At 68.0% G+C, this 17,530-nt stretch carries 16 protein-coding genes; 11 read left to right on the forward strand and 5 right to left on the reverse strand.

The window, feature by feature from the left end; genetic code table 11:
- Nucleotide 1: 1 nt before the first annotated feature.
- Both ACED67_RS07720 and ACED67_RS07725 read left to right on the forward strand, forming a co-directional pair.
- Nucleotides 2-1,525: an ATP-dependent DNA helicase gene (locus ACED67_RS07720; RefSeq protein WP_395540992.1), complete on the forward strand. Its 1,524-nt coding sequence runs from the start codon at nucleotides 2-4 to the stop codon at nucleotides 1,523-1,525.
- A 29-nt stretch (nucleotides 1,526-1,554) separates the two neighbouring features.
- Nucleotides 1,555-1,791, forward strand: a complete 237-nt coding sequence (locus ACED67_RS07725) for an Lrp/AsnC ligand binding domain-containing protein (RefSeq protein ID WP_395540993.1) — start codon at nucleotides 1,555-1,557, stop codon at nucleotides 1,789-1,791.
- A gap of 160 nt (nucleotides 1,792-1,951) precedes the next feature.
- Here the strand turns inward: ACED67_RS07725 and ACED67_RS07730 are convergent, their stop codons facing one another.
- Both ACED67_RS07730 and ACED67_RS07735 read right to left on the reverse strand, forming a co-directional pair.
- Complete coding sequence (locus ACED67_RS07730; protein WP_395540994.1) at nucleotides 1,952-3,013, reverse strand: quinone-dependent dihydroorotate dehydrogenase; 1,062 nt, start codon at nucleotides 3,011-3,013, stop codon at nucleotides 1,952-1,954.
- Nucleotides 3,010-3,348, reverse strand: coding sequence for a DUF952 domain-containing protein (locus ACED67_RS07735; protein WP_395540995.1), 339 nt, complete (start codon nucleotides 3,346-3,348; stop codon nucleotides 3,010-3,012). The genes ACED67_RS07730 and ACED67_RS07735 overlap by 4 nt, the downstream gene beginning before the upstream one ends.
- A gap of 186 nt (nucleotides 3,349-3,534) precedes the next feature.
- Here ACED67_RS07735 and ACED67_RS07740 point away from each other — a divergent pair, with 186 nt between their 5' ends.
- Together ACED67_RS07740 and ACED67_RS07745 are read left to right on the forward strand one after the other, a co-directional pair.
- Nucleotides 3,535-5,052: a bifunctional metallophosphatase/5'-nucleotidase gene (locus tag ACED67_RS07740; protein ID WP_395540996.1), complete on the forward strand. Its 1,518-nt coding sequence runs from the start codon at nucleotides 3,535-3,537 to the stop codon at nucleotides 5,050-5,052.
- A 151-nt stretch (nucleotides 5,053-5,203) separates the two neighbouring features.
- The gene (locus tag ACED67_RS07745) at nucleotides 5,204-5,443 is read left to right on the forward strand and encodes a hypothetical protein (protein WP_395540997.1); all 240 of its coding nucleotides are present in this window, start codon (nucleotides 5,204-5,206) and stop codon (nucleotides 5,441-5,443) included.
- A gap of 23 nt (nucleotides 5,444-5,466) precedes the next feature.
- Here the strand turns inward: ACED67_RS07745 and ACED67_RS07750 are convergent, their stop codons facing one another.
- Nucleotides 5,467-6,363 (reverse strand): phosphotransferase, encoded by an 897-nt coding sequence (locus ACED67_RS07750; protein ID WP_395540998.1) that lies wholly within the window; start codon nucleotides 6,361-6,363, stop codon nucleotides 5,467-5,469.
- Nucleotides 6,364-6,446: 83 nt separating this feature from the next.
- Between ACED67_RS07750 and ACED67_RS07755 the strand changes: the two genes are divergently transcribed.
- The gene (locus ACED67_RS07755) at nucleotides 6,447-7,061 is read left to right on the forward strand and encodes a class I SAM-dependent DNA methyltransferase (RefSeq protein ID WP_395540999.1); all 615 of its coding nucleotides are present in this window, start codon (nucleotides 6,447-6,449) and stop codon (nucleotides 7,059-7,061) included.
- 7 nt (nucleotides 7,062-7,068) lie between these two features.
- Here ACED67_RS07755 and ACED67_RS07760 read toward each other — a convergent pair whose 3' ends face one another.
- Nucleotides 7,069-8,778, reverse strand: coding sequence for a glycosyltransferase family 39 protein (locus ACED67_RS07760; RefSeq protein ID WP_395541000.1), 1,710 nt, complete (start codon nucleotides 8,776-8,778; stop codon nucleotides 7,069-7,071).
- 8 nt (nucleotides 8,779-8,786) lie between these two features.
- Nucleotides 8,787-9,920: a UDP-galactopyranose/dTDP-fucopyranose mutase family protein gene (locus ACED67_RS07765; protein WP_395541001.1), complete on the reverse strand. Its 1,134-nt coding sequence runs from the start codon at nucleotides 9,918-9,920 to the stop codon at nucleotides 8,787-8,789.
- A 136-nt stretch (nucleotides 9,921-10,056) separates the two neighbouring features.
- On the opposite strand from ACED67_RS07765, the gene ACED67_RS07770 reads away from it, so the two are divergent.
- The 6 genes from ACED67_RS07770 (at nucleotide 10,057) to ACED67_RS07795 (ending at nucleotide 17,529) form a co-directional block, all read left to right on the forward strand.
- On the forward strand, nucleotides 10,057-10,764 hold the full coding sequence (locus tag ACED67_RS07770; protein ID WP_395541002.1) for a glycosyltransferase family 2 protein: 708 nt from the start codon (nucleotides 10,057-10,059) through the stop codon (nucleotides 10,762-10,764).
- A gap of 76 nt (nucleotides 10,765-10,840) precedes the next feature.
- A complete protein-coding gene (locus ACED67_RS07775) occupies nucleotides 10,841-11,884 on the forward strand; it encodes an autotransporter domain-containing protein (protein ID WP_395541003.1) in 1,044 nt (347 codons plus the stop codon).
- An 11-nt stretch (nucleotides 11,885-11,895) separates the two neighbouring features.
- Nucleotides 11,896-12,954 (forward strand): exosortase/archaeosortase family protein, encoded by a 1,059-nt coding sequence (locus ACED67_RS07780; protein ID WP_395541004.1) that lies wholly within the window; start codon nucleotides 11,896-11,898, stop codon nucleotides 12,952-12,954.
- Nucleotides 12,951-14,594 (forward strand): ArnT family glycosyltransferase, encoded by a 1,644-nt coding sequence (locus ACED67_RS07785; protein WP_395541005.1) that lies wholly within the window; start codon nucleotides 12,951-12,953, stop codon nucleotides 14,592-14,594. Before ACED67_RS07780 ends, ACED67_RS07785 begins: the two co-directional genes overlap by 4 nt.
- A complete protein-coding gene (locus ACED67_RS07790; RefSeq protein WP_395541006.1) occupies nucleotides 14,594-16,609 on the forward strand; it encodes a DUF2298 domain-containing protein in 2,016 nt (671 codons plus the stop codon). Before ACED67_RS07785 ends, ACED67_RS07790 begins: the two co-directional genes overlap by 1 nt.
- Nucleotides 16,606-17,529: a lysylphosphatidylglycerol synthase transmembrane domain-containing protein gene (locus ACED67_RS07795; RefSeq protein WP_395541007.1), complete on the forward strand. Its 924-nt coding sequence runs from the start codon at nucleotides 16,606-16,608 to the stop codon at nucleotides 17,527-17,529. Before ACED67_RS07790 ends, ACED67_RS07795 begins: the two co-directional genes overlap by 4 nt.
- The last annotated feature ends 1 nt before the right edge of the window (nucleotide 17,530 follow it).

The following is a 17,530-nucleotide window of genomic DNA, read 5'->3' on the forward strand; positions in this document are numbered from 1 at the left end:
CATGCAGAGCGCGCTGACCCTTTCCGACGATCAGGCCGAGGCCTGGGACCGACTGGCCCTTGAACTGGAGGGCCAGGGCGTCGATCTGGCCGAGGGCGTGCTGACGCCGCAGGCCGAGGGCAAGTCGATGGTCATGGCGGTGGTGGGCAAGGCGGGATCGGGCAAGACCCTGCTGTTGAGCGGGCTGTACAAGGCGCTGAAAGGCGCGGGGGTCGATATCGTCTCGGCCGATTGGGAAGGGCGGCGCAGGAAGGACCGCCGCACGCTGGCCATTCTGGCCCCGACCAACAAGGCGGCGAGCGTCTTGCGGCTGCGCGGCGTGCCGGCGACGACGATCCACCGCATCCTTTATACCCCGGTCTATGACCCGCAATACGAGAAGATCGCCGAATGGCTGTCGGGGCAGGCGGAGCGTCCGACGGTCGAGGGGCTGACCGATCAGGCGCTGGACCGGGCGCATGCCTTTTACCAGCAGGTGGCGTCCATTCCCGGCGCGCTTGCGGCGGCGGGCTTGCGCGGGTCGGATTTCATCACCGGCTGGAAGCGGCGCGAGGAGCCGCTGGACATGGGTTTCGTCGATGAGGCCTCGATGCTGGACGAGCGCCAGTTCAACGACCTGCGCGAGATCTTTCCGCGTCTGGTTCTGTTCGGCGATCCGGCCCAGCTTGCCCCGGTCGGACAATCGGGCGAGATGGTCTTCGACCGGCTGGGCGACAGCCGCAAGCTGATCTTGCACCGCATCCACCGCCAGAGCGAGGACAACCCGATCCTCGACCTGGCCCATGCCCTGGCCGATGACCGGCTGGGCTTCGAGGATTTCGAGGCGATGATCCGCGACCGGGCGGCGCGGGATGACCGGGTGGTCTGGGCGGAACGTGTCGATGCCGATCTGATGGCGCGCTCGCCCGTGCTTGTCTGGCGCAATGTCACCCGGATCAAGCTGATCACCGCCTTTCGCGCCGCGCAGGGCGCGCCGGTCGATGACCTGATCCCGGGCGAGCCGCTGATCTGCGACGGGATCGAACTGCCGTTGAAGCATCGCAAGAAGCGGATCGACCTCGAGGCGCGGGGGCTGATCAAGGGGGCGCAGGTGATCTATCTTGGTCCCGGCTCGCGCCCCGGTTTCGCGAAGCTGCATGTGCTGGGGGCCGAGGATCCGCAGCTTTCGGCGGCCTCGATCATCAAGATCGAGCGGCCCGAGGAGGAGGAACCCTTCATCCCCCATGCCGCGACCATGGGCGCGGCCTTCCTGCATGGCGCGGCGGTGACGATCCACAAGGCGCAGGGGTCGCAATGGCCGGAAGTGCAGGTCTTCGCCCCCGACCTTTGGGCGGCGGCGCAGGCGGGGCGCAGCGAGGCGGGCGTGCCGCTGTGGAAGCGGCTGGCCTATGTGGCGATCACCCGGGCCGAGACGCGGCTGCATTGGGTGGTGCGCAACCGGCTGGCGCTGCCCAAACGGGCGCTGGGCACCGAGGATCTGAAACAGGCGCCCGCGCCTCTAGCGCTGGCGGCGGACGAGGGCTAATCTCTGCCGCGCAATCAGGAGGTCCGCCCATGTCGCTTGTCTTCGTCCAGATCCGCTGCACCCCGGGCAAGACCTATGATGTGGCCAATGAGATCTGGGACCGCGAGGTGGTGAGCGAGTTGTATTCGACCAGCGGCGATTTCGACCTTCTGGCCAAGGTCTATATCCCCGAGGGGCAGGATGTCGGGCATTTCCTCGCCTCGAAGCTGTTCGACATCGCGGGCATCCAGCAGACGCTGACCACGATGACCTTCAAGGCGTTCTGACGGTTGGCAGAACCCGGGGGTTTTGCACCCCCGGACCCCCGCAGGATATTTGGAAACAGAAGAAGCCGATCGGGCGGCGGGCGACCGGCCGCGATCCGTTGCGGCTGTCATTTCTTCTGTTCGCAAATATCCCGGGGGTCCGGGGGCTGGCCCCCGGGGCTTACAGCCAGCGCGACCGGTCCGTTCCCACGGCGGCGCCAACCGAGGCGAAACCGTCGCGGGCGAGGAGCGCGTCGAGACCCCGGGCGATCTTCGGGGCGAGGCTGAGGCCGTGATAGACCATGGCGGTGTAGAGCTGCACGGCGCTCGCCCCGGCGCGGATCTTGGCATAGGCCTCTTCGGCCGAGGAAACGCCGCCGACGCCGATCAGGGGCAGGCGGCCCTCGGTCAGCTGCGAGAGCCGGGCGAGGATGCGGGTCGAGCGCTCGAAGAGAGGGGCGCCGGAGAGGCCGCCCTGCTGGTCGCGGAAGGGCGAGCGTAGGCCGTCGCGCGCGAGCGTGGTATTGGTCGCGATGATGCCGGAGAGTTGCGCCGACACCGCCACTTCGGCGATCTGGGCCAGTTCGGGTTCCGACAGATCGGGGGCGATCTTGAGGAAGACCGGGATCGGACGCGGCAGTTCGGCGCGGGCCTGCATCACCCGATCAAGCAGCGCGGCCAGCGCGGCGGGGCCTTGCAGGTCGCGCAACTTCTCGGTGTTGGGGCTGCTGACATTGACGGTGGCGAAATCGACATGCGGGCCGCAATAGGCCAAGACGCGGGCGAAATCGCCGGCGCGGTCTTCCGAGGTCTTGTTGGCGCCGAGGTTCAGCCCGACCGGGACCGGGCCGCGCTGCCGTGCCGCAAGGCGGGCGGCGATCGGCTCCATGCCCTGATTGTTGAAGCCGAAGCGGTTGATCGCGGCGCGGTCTTCGGTGAGGCGCCAGAGCCGCGGGCGCGGATTGCCCTCTTGCGGCAGGGGCGTGGCGGCGCCGACCTCGAGAAAGCCGAAGCCCGCGCGGGACAGCTGTGCAACTGCCGTGGCGTTCTTGTCGAAGCCCGCGGCAAGGCCGATCGGGTTCAGAAGCGGCAGCCCGGCCAGCGTGCAGGCCAGGCGCGGCGTCGCGACCGGGCCGGGCAGCGGCGCAAGCCCGGTGCGCAGCGCCTTGAGCGCCAGACCATGCGCGGTTTCCGGGTCGATGCGGCGCAGCGCGGCGAGGCCGAGGCTTTCGATCAGGCTCATACCACGCCTTCGGGGAAGATATGGCCGGTGGCGCCGAGCGGCAGAGACTTGTCCCAGACCACTTCCGAGATCCGCAGGCTGCGATAGAGATGCGGGAACAGGGCGCCGCCGCGCGAGGCTTCCCATTTCAGTCCGGGGCCAAGATCTTCGGCGCGGAAGGCCACCAGCACCAGATCGCTTTCGGTCGCGAACCATTTCGCCGCCGTTTCGGCAACCTGCTGGGCCGTGGAGAAATGGATGAAGCCATCGGCCAGATCGACCGGCGCGCCGAGCGTCTCGCCCGCGCTGCGGAAGGCATCCCATTCGGGGCGGCGGAAGATCTTGAAGATGAGCATGGGGGCGGCTTTACCCCCGCCGCCCCGCCCGCGTCAATCGCGCAAGGGACGGTGGCCCGCGCGGGCTGTCATGCGCCTGTAGGATTGGCGGCCTAGCACCGGGTCGGGGCCATGGGCTTTGACAGGCCGGTTTCCCCCGCACAATGTAACGGAATTGTAAAAGTCCAGCATCCAAGGAGAATCGATATGGCCAGGCAGTCCCGTGCAGTCATCCGCAGCTTGATGGGGGCGGTGGCGCTTGCCGCCCTGACGGGCCCCGCGCTGGCCGAGACGGTCAAGATCACGCTTCTGGGCGTGGGCGATGTCTATAATTTCGAGGAAGAAGACGGACGCGGCGGCTTTGCCCGGCTGAACGCGGTGGCCAAGGCCGAGCGCGCGGCCAATCCGAACACGCTCTATCTGTTCAACGGTGACATGCTGAGCCCGTCGCTGATCTCGGGCTTTGACAAGGGACAGAACACCATCGACTTCACCAATCTGGTGCCTTTCGATCTGGCCGTGCCGGGCAACCATGAGTTCGATTTCGGACCGGAGAATTTCTTCGAGAAGATGAAGGCGTCGAAATACCCCTGGGCGGCGGTGAACCTGGTCAATGGCGATGGCAGCCCGATCGAGGGGCTGGGCGGCGTGTTGGTGAAAGAGGTCGCCGGGCTGAAGATCGCACTGGTGCCGGTGGCGCAGGATACCTCGCCCGAAGTGTCCTCGACCGGCAGCCTGAAATTCCTGCCCACGGTCGATACCGGCATCGCCGCGGCGAAGAAGGCGCGCGAGGATGGCGCCGATCTGGTGGTGGGCGTGGTGCAGACCGATATGGTCAATGACCGGGCCATGATGGCGAGCCATGCTTTCGATGTGATCCTGTCGGGCGACGACCACACCTATGCGACCGCCTATGACGGGGTGACGGCCTATGTCGAAACCAGCGTCGACGGGCAGTTCCTGAATCCGATCGACCTTGAGGTGACAGTGGGCGAGGAGGATGGCAAGCGGACGATCAGCTGGACGCCGACCTTCCGCTTCATCGACACGGCGACCGTGACGCCCGATCCCGAGGCGACGGCGCTGGCCGACAGCCTGCGCGCCAAGATGGACGAGACGCTGGGCGTCGAGATCGCGACGCTGGAGGCGCCCCTGGACAGCCGCCGCAACGTGGTGCGGACCGAGGAAGCGACCATGGGCAACCTGATCGCCGATGCGCTGCGGGTGCAGACGGGGGCGGATATCGGCCTGATGAACAGCGGCGGCATCCGTGGAGACCGGACCTATGATGCCGGCGTGAAGCTGACCCGCCGCGACATCCTGACCGAACTGCCCTTCGGCAATACCACCGTTGTCACAGAACTGCCGGGCAGCCAGGTCCTGCTGGCGCTGGAGAACGGGGTCAGCCAGATCGAGAAGGGGGCCGGGCGCTTCCCGCAGGTCTCGGGCATGACGATGACGGTGGATGTCTCGGCCCCGGCGGGCAGCCGGGTGAGCGAGGTCATGGTGGGTGGTGCGCCGCTGGAGATGGACAAGGTCTACAAGGTCGCAATCAACGACTACATCCTGGGCGGCGGCGACGGCTATGCCGCGCTGGGCGGCGGGCGCATCGTGACCGAGGGGGCGACCAGCAGCCTCGTGGCCAATGACGTGATGGCCTATGTCGAGAAGATGGGTTCGGTGAAGGTCGAGCTGGACGGGCGAATCAAGAAGATCGGCGGCTGAGGCGATTTTCAGCACCGGGTCGGAAAGGGGGGCTTCGGCCCCCCTTTTTCACTGGCGGCACGCGGGAAGACGGATGCCGCGCCAACCGAGGAACCGCGGGCGGGGGGCGGCGTTTTCACCGGGACAGGATTGCCCGCAAAGGATGCCTTGCATGTTGACCGGATCGATATTCGTGATCTTCCTGATGGTGTCGGTCGGGGCGATCCTTGCCTTCTGGCTGTATATCTGGCTGCCCGCGACCATGGCGGCGCGGCGCCAGCGCTCGGCGCTGGGCTGGGTGATCGTGACGCTGTTCCTGTCGCCACTGATCACCCTTCCGCTGCTGGTGCTGCTGGGGCCGGCGCCGCGGGCCGGCCTGTCGGGGACGCAGCTTCAGCGGGGCTGGCGCTGAACGGCTGGCGGTGGTGACCCGTCCTATGCGGTAATCGCCGCCAGGTGGCGGGCAAAGCCGGGCGTGGCCATAAGCGCGCGGCAGCGGGCGAAGCGGGTGTCGGCATAGGCGCGGAAATCGTCGGCTGGGTTCTGGTTGGCCAGTTGCAGCAGGCCCCAGAGCGTCCAGAGCAGGTCGCACATCGCCTTGTAGATCACCATGCGGCCATGGTCGGCGGCGGAAGGCGGGCCACCGAAATAGGCCTGCAGCATCTCGCTGTCCTGATCGGCGTCGAAACCGCCTTCGACCGACAGATCGCCCAGATCCCACATCGGATCGTTCATGCCGCAATATTCCCAATCGACCACCCACATGCGGTCGCCGGTGTCGAGGAAGTTCTCGCACAGGGGGTCGCAATGACAGGGGGCAAGGGGAAGGGGGTGCGCCGCCAGCGCGGCGCGCACGGTCTGCGCCTCGTCCAGCACCTGATGGTAGCCCTCGGGCAGGGCCACGTCCTTGCCCGACAGATGGCCAAGGTAATCGTCGATCATCGCGAAAAGCTCGAACCGGGCCGGGAAGACCGCGCCGGAGCGGTGAAGCCGGGCGAAGATCTGACCGGCGCGGGCGGGGCTGCCCTTGCGGCTGCGGAAGGCCTGCGGAGACATGGTTTCGGTCCCGTCGATGAAGCGCGTGATCATGATGCCGCTCGCGGGATCGGCATGGATCACCTCGGGCGAGACGCCCGCCGCCGCTGCCGCGCGGGCGGAGATGGCCTCGGCGGCGCGGTCGATATAGTCTTCGGTGCCCTTGCCGGGCAGGCGCAGGACCAGATCGCCCAGACGATAGACCCGGTTCGTCAGGCCGCCCATGCGTTCGGGCACGGCCCCGGCCAAAGCGGGCATCTTCTGGCCGAGGGCGGCGATTTCTTCCAGATCGGTCATTCACGTCATCCTCTTGTCACGCGGAAAGGTTCCACATTTTCCGCGACCTGGCTATGGTGAAGCGGCAACAGGCGGGGGCGATGATGGCGGAACATGATGGGCATCTGGGGGCGGTCTATGGCGCGAAGGCCCCGGAAGAGATCGCGGCCGTCTATGATGCCTGGGCCGAGACCTATGATTCCGAAATGGCGGAAGCGGGCTATCGCCATCCCACCATCGGCATGGCGCTTCTGGCCCGCCATCTGCCCAAGGGCGCGGGGCCGATCCTGGATGCGGGGGTGGGCACGGGGTTGACCGGGGCCTGGTTCGGCATCCTGGGCTGGCCGGAAGTGCATGGCATCGACATTTCCGAAGGGATGCTGGCGGTGGCCGCGCGCAAGGGGGCCTATGCGCGCCTGTCGCGCGCGGTGCTGGGCGGGCCGCTGGACATGGCGGATGGCGCCTATGCCGCCGTGATCTCGACCGGGGTGTTCACCACCGGCCATGTTGGCGCCGAGGCATTGCCCGAACTGCTCCGCATCCTGCGGCCCGGCGGGGTGATGGTGCTGACGGTCAAGGAGACGCTGTGGCAGGGCGGTTTCGAGACGGCGCTGAAGGGCCTGCCGCTGGATCTGCTCGAGATCACAGACCCCTATGTCTCGATGCCCGGCGAGGCGGCGACCACGCCCAGCCTGGCGCTTGTCGCGCGGCGGCGCTGAACGGGTCTCAAGGCAAGGCGGCCTTGAGCTTTTCCGCATAGGCCGCCGCATCGAAACAGGCCTCGCGGCGGAAGATGCGGACCTTGGGGTGGTCATAGACGCGCCAGGGTTCCTGCGCCCAGGAGTCGTCGAAGGGCAGGAAGGGCAGCGGGAAGCCGCGGTCGATCGCCAGAGCCGGGGCAAAGCAGGCCTGACCCGAGAATAGCGCGGCATAATGCGCGGTGGTCAGGGGGAAGCGGTCGGGCAGGCGGGGCATGACGCCGGACTGCCGATCCGAGGACAGGATCAGGAAATCGCTTTCGGCCATCAGCGCGGCCATGGCATCGGCTTTTGCAGAGCTGTCGGGGGCAACCATCTCCAGCGTCTTCAGGATGAAATGCCCGTCCTGATCGGGCCAGCGGCGGTTTTCGCCCGGCGCGACCGCGACGATGACGGGCAGGGCTTCGTCCCAGCCGGTCTCGTTCAGAAGCGTGGTGCCCGCGGGCAGGGTCCAGAGCCAGAGCGAGGCGGTGACGCGGGGATGCTGGCCATCATGCAGCCGCCAGGCGCCCGCGCCCCACCAGAGGGCGAGGAGGAGGGGAAGCGCGGCGCGACCGCGGCGGAGAAGCGCGTCTGGGGCAAGGGCGGCGGCAAGGGCGAGGGCGGGCAGCGCGGGCGCGGCATAGCGCAGCACGGCGATGGGCGAGACAAGGGGCGGCAGGACAAAGGCCAGGGCGGCGGCAAGGGGCAGGGTCGCCGCGCGCCAAAGCCGCGCGGCGGGCAGGGCAAGGATCAGCGCGGTGACGACCGGGCCGCAGCCGAACAGGGCAAAATCACGCAGGAAAGGCAGCGGGCCATATCCGGCAAGCCATTGCCAGTTGGGCGGAAAGCCCCAGTCCAGCACCACGGCGCCAAGGTCCTGGAAATCGGTGATCCAGTGCTGCGAGACAGTGAAGATGCCCGCGAAGGCGAAGGGATTGGCAAGGCGGAAGGTGATCAGCGTGACAACCAGCGCGGCCAGGAGGCAAAGCCCGATCCGCCCCCAGCCCATGCCGTGCCGCCGTGCCAGAACCAGCGCGGCAAGGCCGGGCAGGGTCAGCGCGCCGCCGGTGATCTTGCAGGCCAGGGCAAGGCCAGTGAAGACCCCAGCCATGGCGGCGCTGCGCAGCCCGCCTCGCCCCGTCGCAAGAGCGGCCATCGGCACCAACGCCCAGGCGGTGGCGGCACTCAGCCAGGCCTCGACCGTGAAGAAATTGGCCAGTTGCAGGGCGCTGGGTATGGCGGCGTAGAGGGCCGCGGCCAACAGAGCGCGGTGGTCGCCCGCCAGGAGCCGCGCCGCAAGAAAGACCACCAATATGGTCAGCCCGTCCAGAATGGCGCTGATCTGGCGGCCAAGATGCATCATCTCGAACCAGCCCGTCTGTCCGGTCGCGCGGGCGGCGAAGGTCACGGCCAGCACGGGCAGATCGCCATAGACATGGCTGCGGTCGCCCAGATGCGGGTTCAGGGGCGAGGCCTCGGCCAGCCAGCCCGAAAGACCAAGCCCGGCATGGGCCGGATCGTCCAGCGCCCGCGCCATGTCCTGGCTGACGAAAAGCATGTGACGCTCGTCGGGGTGCAGGCCCGCGCCCTGATCCCAGTCGGTGCCCGCAAGCCGCGCCCAGAGGGCAAGGAAGAGCAACAGCGTCAGAGCCAGCAGCACCGGCAGGGCTGGGTCGAGGCGGGTCTTGCGCGGCATGGCGCGGATCAGTGCCCCGCCCGCGCCGTGCCCTGGCGCGGGGACAGCCGGTCGATCAGCGAGGCGCCCAGGTCGAGGGCGGCGCGAACGGCCTGATCCATGTCGAGATAGCGGTATTGCCCCAGCCGCCCGGCAAAGCTGACGCCGGGGGTGGCGGCGGCCAGCGCCTCATACCCCGCCAGCATCTCTTTCTCGCGCAACAGGCGGACGGGGTAATAGGGGATGTCCGCCGGGCCGCAATCGCGGGAACTTTCGCGATACAGGATGGTGCCCGAGACCTCGCGCCAGGGCGAGAAATGGCGGTGCTCGGTGGTGCGGGTATAGGGCACGGCGGCATCGGCCTCGTTCATCACCGGGATGCCTTGCTGATCGCCGGTGGCGCGGATCTCGGCGAAATCGAGGGTGCGATAGGCGAGGCGGCCCAGCCGATGGCCGAAATAGGCGTCGATCGGGCCGGTCCAGACCAGATGATCGCCCGCGGGCGCGGGGGAAAGGGCGCTGTTCAGGTGAATGTCGATCGCCGGATGGTCCAGCATCGCTGCGACCATAGCGGTATAGCCTTGGTCGGGCATGGCCTGGAAAGGATGCAGGAAATAGCTGTCGTCATATGTAAAGCGGAAGGGCAGGCGGGCCAGGATCTCGGCCGGAAGCTCGGTCGCGGCGACACCCCATTGCTTTTCGGTATAGCCCTTGAAGAAGGTCTCGTAGAGCGGGCGGCCCATCAGCGACAGGGCCTGTTCCTCGAAATTCCGGGGCGGGTGGGGCAGGGTCACGCGCTGCGCCGCGATATGGGCGCGGGCCGCGTCCGGCCCCATGGCGGTGCCGAAGAAGGCGTTGATCGTGAGAAGGTTGATCGGCATCGAGAAGACGCGCCCGCCCGCCCGCGTGACAACACGGTGGCGATAGGGGATGAAGCGGGTGAAGCGGTCGAGAAAGGCCCGCACCCCGGTATCGGCGGTGTGGAAGATATGCGGCCCGTAGCGGTGGACCATCACCCCGGTCGCCGCGTCTTCGGATGTGTGGCAATTGCCGGCGAGATGATCCCGCGCGTCATGGACCGTCACGCGATGGCCGACTTCGGCGAGGCAGCGTGCCAGCGTGGCCCCGGTCAGCCCGGCGCCAGCGATCACCACATGCGCCATCTGCCCTGTCCCTGCCTTCTTGGTTCGGCCGCGCCGATCCGGTTGCCACCCCGGTATGGGGCTGATAGCGGTGCAGGATAAGGGCGCCGCCGCCAAATGCAAAGTGCGCCCGTCACTGGGGAATGGGGTTTCCGTCATGCCGACCCTGTCGGTCATCATGCCCGCCTATAACGAGGCCGGGTCCATCGAAGCTGCGGTCGGCGATGTGCTGACCCATATCTGCACCGTCGTGCCCGAGACCGAGATCATCGTGGTCGATGACGGTTCGCGCGATCAGACGCCTGCCCTTCTGGCGGGGCTGGCGGGGCGCGTGCCGCAGCTTCGCGTCGTCACCCAGGCCAATGCGGGCCATGGCCCGGCGCTGTTGCGCGGTCTGGCCGAAGCGCGGGGCGAGGTGCTGCTGCTTCTGGACAGCGACCGGCAGATCGCGCTTGAGGCCTTCGCGGGCCATTGGCGGCAGTTGCAGGACGAGAAGCTGCTGGGTCTGATCGGCATCCGCCGTCCGCGCAATGACCCGCCGCACCGGCTGGTGATCACCCGGCTGATGCGGGCCGCAATCGCCCTGACCTTTGGCCGCAGCCCGCAGGATGCCGGCGTGCCCTACAAGCTTTTGCGCCGCGAGGCCTGGGCCGAGGCCGCCCGGCTGATTCCCGAGCGGGCCTGGATCCCCTCGGTTCTGGCCGCGATCGTGCTTTTGCGCCGCCATCCCGACCGGGTGCGCGAGGTGGTTGTCACCCATCTGGCGCGCGACCACGGCACGTCGGCGCTGAATTATCGGCGCCTGGCGCGGTTTTGCCGCCACGCCTTGGGAGAAATTCGAAATCTCCGTCGCGATTTGCGGTGAAGGCCGGCGACTTATCGCCTAGCGTTGGAGAAAGCTCGTCAAAGCGTCGCGAGGACGCTGTGCCAAGGATTGCCCGATGCCGTTTCGCCGCCTGACACTTGCCCTTCTGCCGCTGCTTGCCGCGGTGCTGTTCAGCCTGACGGGCACCCAGGCCCAGGCGCGCAACGTGCCGGGATCGGCCTCGGCGATGGGCATTTCCATCGGCGAGGTCGTGACTGGCGAACATCAGAACTTCATTAATGACTTCCTTGCCAGTATCGCCAGAAGCGCTGGCGTTTCGAGCGACCGCATCAAAATCGTGAGCGTCGCTCCGGGGTTCCTTGCAGATGACGGCGATCCGGCCGCGATGGGCGTCGAGGGCGTGTTCACCAATGGCGATCTCAGCTTTGCGGCGAATATCGGGTATCGAAACATCGACACCGACACGCTGGACTATGACCTGATGACCGGCGCGGCGCTGGTGGGCGGCGCTGTCGGGTCGGACACGCTTCTGTTCGGTGGACTGCTGCTGGAACACGGCAAGGGCGACACTCTGGCCAATGACGGCACCATGGACCATGACGGGATCGGCCTGACGCTGGGCCTGTCGCGCAGCGTGGGCGAGGCAACATCGCTTAGCGCCACATTCGGCCATATCTGGGCAAGCTATGACTTCACCCGTTCGGGCGGTGCGATTTCGGGCAGTTTCGATGCGACCCGCAGCTTCCTTGACCTGTCCGCCGCGCATCGCATTGTCAGCGGCAAGGCCACGACCGACCTGAATGGCGGCTTGCGCTATGTCACCCAGACCAATGATGCCTATACCGAACTGGGCGGCGCGGCAGTGGACAAAACGACGGGAGAGAGCTTTGCCGTGGTCTTCGGTGCGCGCACGACCTTCGACCTTGAAAACGGGATGAACACCTTTGTCGAGATGGATCTGAGCCAGAACATCTCGGCTTCGGACAATCTGCCGGTCGGTCTGCACGAGGCCTATTCCTCGGACACGCGCGGGCGGCTGGGCGTGGGCTTCGCCACCGGCAAAAACGGGTTCAACTTCGAGACCGGGGTCGGGTCGAATTTCGATGAGGATGGCTATTCCGGCATCGACGCGCATCTGAGCCTGAACCTGCAATTCTAAGGGCGCGGGCCGTGCCATCGGCGATCAAGGGCCGCGCCGCGGGCGGGGCGGTGCCTGCGCTGGCCCTGTTGACCCTTGGCTTCGCGCTGGTCGATCTGGCGCCCCTGCGCGCGGTCTTTGACGCGGTGGCGCTGGGACTGGCCGCTGTGGCGGGTGCGCTGTTCAACCTTTCCGGCCTGACGGTGATCCGCGATGGCGCCACGTTGCGCGAGACGGTGGCGGGCTGGGGGATGGAAGTCACGCGCGTCTGCGACGGCAACGGGCTGGCGGTCGCGGCGGCCGCGCTGGTGGCAGGCCTGGCCTGGCGGCGCGGCTGGCGCTGGGGCGTTCTGGCCTTTGCTGTCGCTCTGGTGGCGATCCAGGCTTTCAACCTGTTCCGCATCGTGATCCTTGGGGTCGTGCTGCATCTTGATCCGGCACAGTTCGACGCGGTGCATCTGGATGTCTTCCCGATCCTGACGGCGGGCGGTTTCCTGCTGGCGGCGGGCCTGATCCTGGGCACGCCCGCGCGGCGGCTTGCATTGGCGCTTGCGCTGGTCGTGGGGTTCGGCGCGATCTGGACGCTGGGCCTGGCGGCGCTGTCGGCCGCGCCTTTGGCCGCGCTGGCGAATCTGCTGCTGGTCGCGACGCCGGGCGGGATCGGCCCGATTGCGCCGCGCCCCGATGGCTGGCTGGTCGAGACCATGGCGCTGGCCCAGGCCGATCCCGCGATCCTGCATCGCGCGGCGATCTGGCCCGCCGATTTCGCCATTGCTCTGCCGGTGATCCTTGCGGCCCTGGTCGCCGCGCCCTCGCGCCGGGGCGTTCTGGCCTTGGCCGCGGCGCTGGCCGTGATGGTCGTGGCGCTGGCTTTGGGCGCGGTGACCGAGGTGCTGGCGGTGCTGAAGGCCGGGCCGGTTCTGGGGATGGTTGAGCCTCGGCCGGATGGCAGTCTGGCGCTGCTCCCCTATCTTCCGCCCTCCGAAAGCCTTGGTGCGCTGCTGCGGCTGGCACAGAATGTGCTGGTGCATTTCAACCTGCTGGTGCTGCCGGGGCTGATGCTTGCCAATGCCAAGGTGCCTTCGGCATGAGCGGGCTGGCCTCCCGGCCCTGGGTCTTGCCGCTGGCGCTGGCGCTGCTGGTCCTTTTGCGCCTGCAAGGGCTGATGTGGGACGAGGGGCGGCTCTATCACCCCGACGAGTTCAATCTGGTCTTCGCGGCGGGCAAGCTGGTCTTTCCCGGCGGGATGGTGCCGGATTTCCATGCCTATAACGGGCTTGCGCTGGCTTTGCCCAAGGGGCTGGCCGTTGTCCTGTGTGGCCCCGCGCCCGGGGGAAGCTGCATTTCGCTGGCGGCGCGGCTGATCTCGGCCCTATGTGCCGGGGCCGCGCTGTGGCTGGCTTTCCGCATCGCCCTGCGGCTGGGCGGCGCGTCGGCAGGGGGGCTGGCGCTGGGCTTGCTTGGCCTTTCGGCGCCGCTGATCCAATGGGCGCATTTCGGCACGACCGAAAGCGCGCTGACGCTGGCGGTGCTGGCCGCCTGGGCGCAGGGGCTGCGCTATCTGGACGGGCAGGACGGGCCCTGGCGGGCGGGCCTGGGCTGGGCGCTGATCCTGGGGCTGGCGCTGGGCGCGAAGAGTTCGGCCGCCGTGATCGGGATCATTCCGCTGGCGGCGCTGGTGCTGCGGCCCGACGGGCGGGGGCGGGGCTGGCTGCTGGCCGTGCCGGTCTCGGTTCTGCTGGCGGCGGGGCTGTTCCTGCTGACGACGCCCGCCCTGATCTATGCGACGCAGGATTACCTTGCGGTGATGAGGTTCGAGGGCGATGTGGTCGCGGGCCGGACCGATGTGTTCTGGACCTGGCAGTTCGAAGGCGCGGTGGCGGGCCTGTATGAGCTGCGCCAGCTTTGGAGCATGACCGGCGGGGCCGGACTGGTTCTGGCGGTTCTTGGCATCGCGGCTGCCCTGCGGCGGCGCGACCGGGGTGCGGCCTTGGGACTGGCCTTCCTGATCCTGTATCTGGCGATCATCGTGACCTGGCACGCGCGGTTCACCCGCTATCTGGCGCCGGTCCTGCCGGTTCTCTTGATCTTCGCGGCGCTTGGCGGGACGGCGCTTTGGGCGCGGCTGCGCGGCACGATGCTGCGGCTGGCTTTCGGTCTGGCCTTGGCGCCTGCCGCGCTGGCGGGTCTGTCGCTGGCCGCGAGCTATCGTTTTCCCGACAGCCGCATTGCTGCCGCCGCCGCGCTGGAGGCGCGGGTGCAGAAGGGCGATGTGGTGCTTCTGGAACCGCGCGATATCGGCCCGTCCGAGTTTGCCGGCGCCAGCGTGATGACGCTGCCTCTGATGGAGCCGTCGACACCGGACAAACCCGGCCAGCTTGCGGCGGCGCTGGCACAGGGCGACTGGATGGTACTCTACAGCCGCCGTCATTGGGCGGTGCTGCCGCATCTGGCGCGCTTCCCCGAGATGTGCGGCTATTACGCCGCGCTGACGCGGGGCGATCTGGGCTATGAAGTGGCGCTGGATGTGCCGCGTTTCGCGCCCCTGGGCGGGTTCCTGTCGCCGGGGCTGGGGGCCGAGGAGACGCGGGTGGTGTTCGACCGGCCCGAGGTCTTTGTATTGCGGCGGGTGAACCGGCTGCCGCCTGAGGAAATGCTGGCCCAGATCACCGCGCCGGGGCAGGACTGCCGCGCAGAGGTGCTGCTCGACAATCTGCGGAGGCCGCGCTGATGCCGGGCCTGCCCGTGGCCGAAATGAACGAAGTGCTGCGCTGGCTTCTCCTTCTGGCAGCGGCGGGCTGGCTGATGGGGCCGCTGACCCGGCGCTGCCTGCCGGGGCTTGAGGATGGCGGCTGGATCGTCGCGCGCGGCCTTGGCTGGCTGATGCTGGGCTTTCTGGCCTATCTGCTGGGCGCGCTGGGGCTGGGCTCCTTCGCGCAATCCGGGCCGCTGGTCGCGGCGCTGGGGATGGCGGGCTTGTGGGTGACGCTGCGGCGCGAGGGCGTGGCGCTGCCGCTGGCTGTGATCCTGCGGCGCGAGGGTCTGTTCCTTGTGCTTTTCGCGCTGGGGCTGGTCGAGCGCTTGCAGGAACCGGCCCTGCTGGGGCTGGAAAAATTCACCAATCTCGGCTTCCTCACCGCCTTGATGCGGGCCGATATGCTGCCCGCGACCGATGCCTGGATGGCGGGCCAGCCGATCAACTACTATTACTTCGGCCATGCCACCGTGGCGGCTTGGGCCAATCTGGCGCAGGTGCCGGCGGACCATGCCTATCAGCTTGCCATGGCGACGCTGTTCGCGCTGACGGGCTGCCTGACCTTCCAGCTTGTCTCGGAGCTTTTGCGCGGGATCGCGCGGCCCCTGTGCCGTTTTTCGGCGCTGTTGTCGGTGCCGCTGGTGATGTGGGGCGGCAATGGCCATTCCTTCCTATACCAAGCGCTGCGCGACCGGATGCCGACGACGCTGCCCGAGTATTACTACCCGAACTCGACCCGGTTCATCGGCTATGACCCGGATGTGCCGGACAAGGCCTTTACCGAGTTTGTCGCCTATGGCTTCAAGGTGGGCGATCTGCATGCCCATGTGATGGCGACGCCAATTTTCCTTCTCGGCCTCGTCGCGGCGCTGGTCGCCTGGCGCGCGGGCGTGCGGGGGCGGAGCTTCCTTCTGCCGGTGGGATTGTTCGGCTGGCTTTGTGGGCTGGCCTATATGACCAATGCCTGGGATGTCGCCGCGCTGGGACTGGTGGCGCTGGCGGTCTGGGGCGCGTTGTGGACCCGCGGGCCGCAAGTGGGGCGCATTGACCGGATGGCGGCGCCGGTTGTGCCGGCGCTGGCCGTGGCTGCGGCGACGGCGGCGCCCTTCGCGGCCAGCTTCCGGCCCTTCGCCTCGGGCCTGGCGCTGACGCTGATGCAGACACCGGTCTGGCAGCTGGCGGTGATCTGGTTCCCCTGGGTGCCGGGGGTGCTGGCGCTTGTGGTGCTGGGCATGATCGCGGCGCGGCGGGGCGCGCTTCCGGTCGAGCTGGGCTTTGCCTGCCTTCTGGCGGCGGTGGCGCTGGCGCTGGTGATCCTGCCCGAAATCGTCTTCATCGATGACATCTATGACGACGATTTCGCCCGCGCCAATACGATGTTCAAGATCGCCTTCCGCGCGCAGCACCTGCTGCCGATCCTGGGCTGTGCGGCGCTGGGATGGCTGGCCGCAAGGCCGGGCGCGCGGGCGGCTTTTGCGGCAGTTCTGGTGCTGGTGCCGCTGTCCCTGCCCATGGTCTATGCGCGCTGGACCTTTCCGCTGGCCTGGCAGGACCGCCATCTCGACGGGCTGGGCTTTCTGGGCGAGGAGCGCAGTCTGGTGGAGGGCTTCGCCCAACTGCCCTTCGACCCCGGACAGTCCTTCATCGAAGCGAGCAGCGAGGCCTTCACCAAGGGCGCGCGCTTTGCCGCCGTCACGGGGCGGCCCTCGATCCTGGGCTGGTTCGGCCATGAATGGCTGTGGCGCAATGATCCGGCCGTGTTGGGCGGGCGCAAGCAGGAGATCGACGCCTTCTATACCACGATGGACAAGACGGCCCGTTGCGCGCTGATCGCGCGCCATGGCATCCGCTATGCCGTGCTGGGCGTCGAGGAACGCGCCGCCTATCCCGCGCTGGACAGCGGCGGGATTTACGGTCTGGGCCGGGTGGTGCTGCAAAGCCCGGCAGGGGCCGTGGTCGAGCTGCTGCCGCAAGAGCGCTGCGGAAAATGAGCCGGCTTCCCCCGCGCCTGATGCTGGCCCTGCGGGCGGCGGTGACGCTGGCGGCCCTGGTTCTGGCCTGGAGGATCAGCCGCGAGATGACGGCGGAAGGGCCCGTCTTCGCCCAGTTGCGCCCGGTCTGGCTGCTGCCCGCCTTCGCCCTGCATGCCCTGATTCTCTGGGGGCTGGGCCTGCGCCTGCGGCTGATGCTGGGGGCTTTGGGCGAGGGCGCGCGGCCCGGCCTTGCCGCCATGTTCCGGCTGCATTGGCAGGCGTTGGGGGTCAGCCAGGTGGCGTTGGGCACGATTGGTGGCGACGCATTGCGGGTGGCGCTGCTAGCTGGCCCGGGCCGTACCCTGCCGCAGGCATTCCGGCTGGTGCTGGTCGACCGGGTCATCGGGGTGATGGGGCTTGTGCTGCTTGGCGGAGGGGCGCTTCTGGCAGTCCTGCCGCCCGAAGCGGCCTTGCGTGCGGCTCTGGTTCTGGCGGTCGGTTTCTTTGCGGGGCTTGTGGCGATTTTCGCCATCGCCGGGCGCGAGGGGCGATTTTGGCGCGAGCCTGCCCGCATCGCCACGCTTTTGCGCATGCTGGTGCGCCAGCCCATGGGGTGGGTCTGCCTGGCGCTGGCCATGCTGACCCATCTGGCCAGCGCCATCCTGTATCTTCTCTGCGCCTGGGCCATCGGTCTGGCGCCCCCGGTGGCCGAGACGCTGGTGGCGGTTCCGGCGGGCCTTTTGGTCAGCACGATTCCCGCCAGCCTGGGCGGGTGGGGCCTGCGCGAAGTGTCGATTGCGGCCACTTACCGTGCTTTGGGAAGCACATTTGCCGGGGCCGTGACGGTTTCAGTCCTCTATGGGCTGAGCCATGTTGCCATGGCGCTTCCGGGTCTGCTATCGCTTTGGAAACGCCCGGCAACGGGCCGGGGACGGTGAG

Origin of the sequence: Neotabrizicola paludis (assembly GCF_044142105.1) — a bacterium.
GTDB lineage: Bacteria > Pseudomonadota > Alphaproteobacteria > Rhodobacterales > Rhodobacteraceae > Pseudogemmobacter.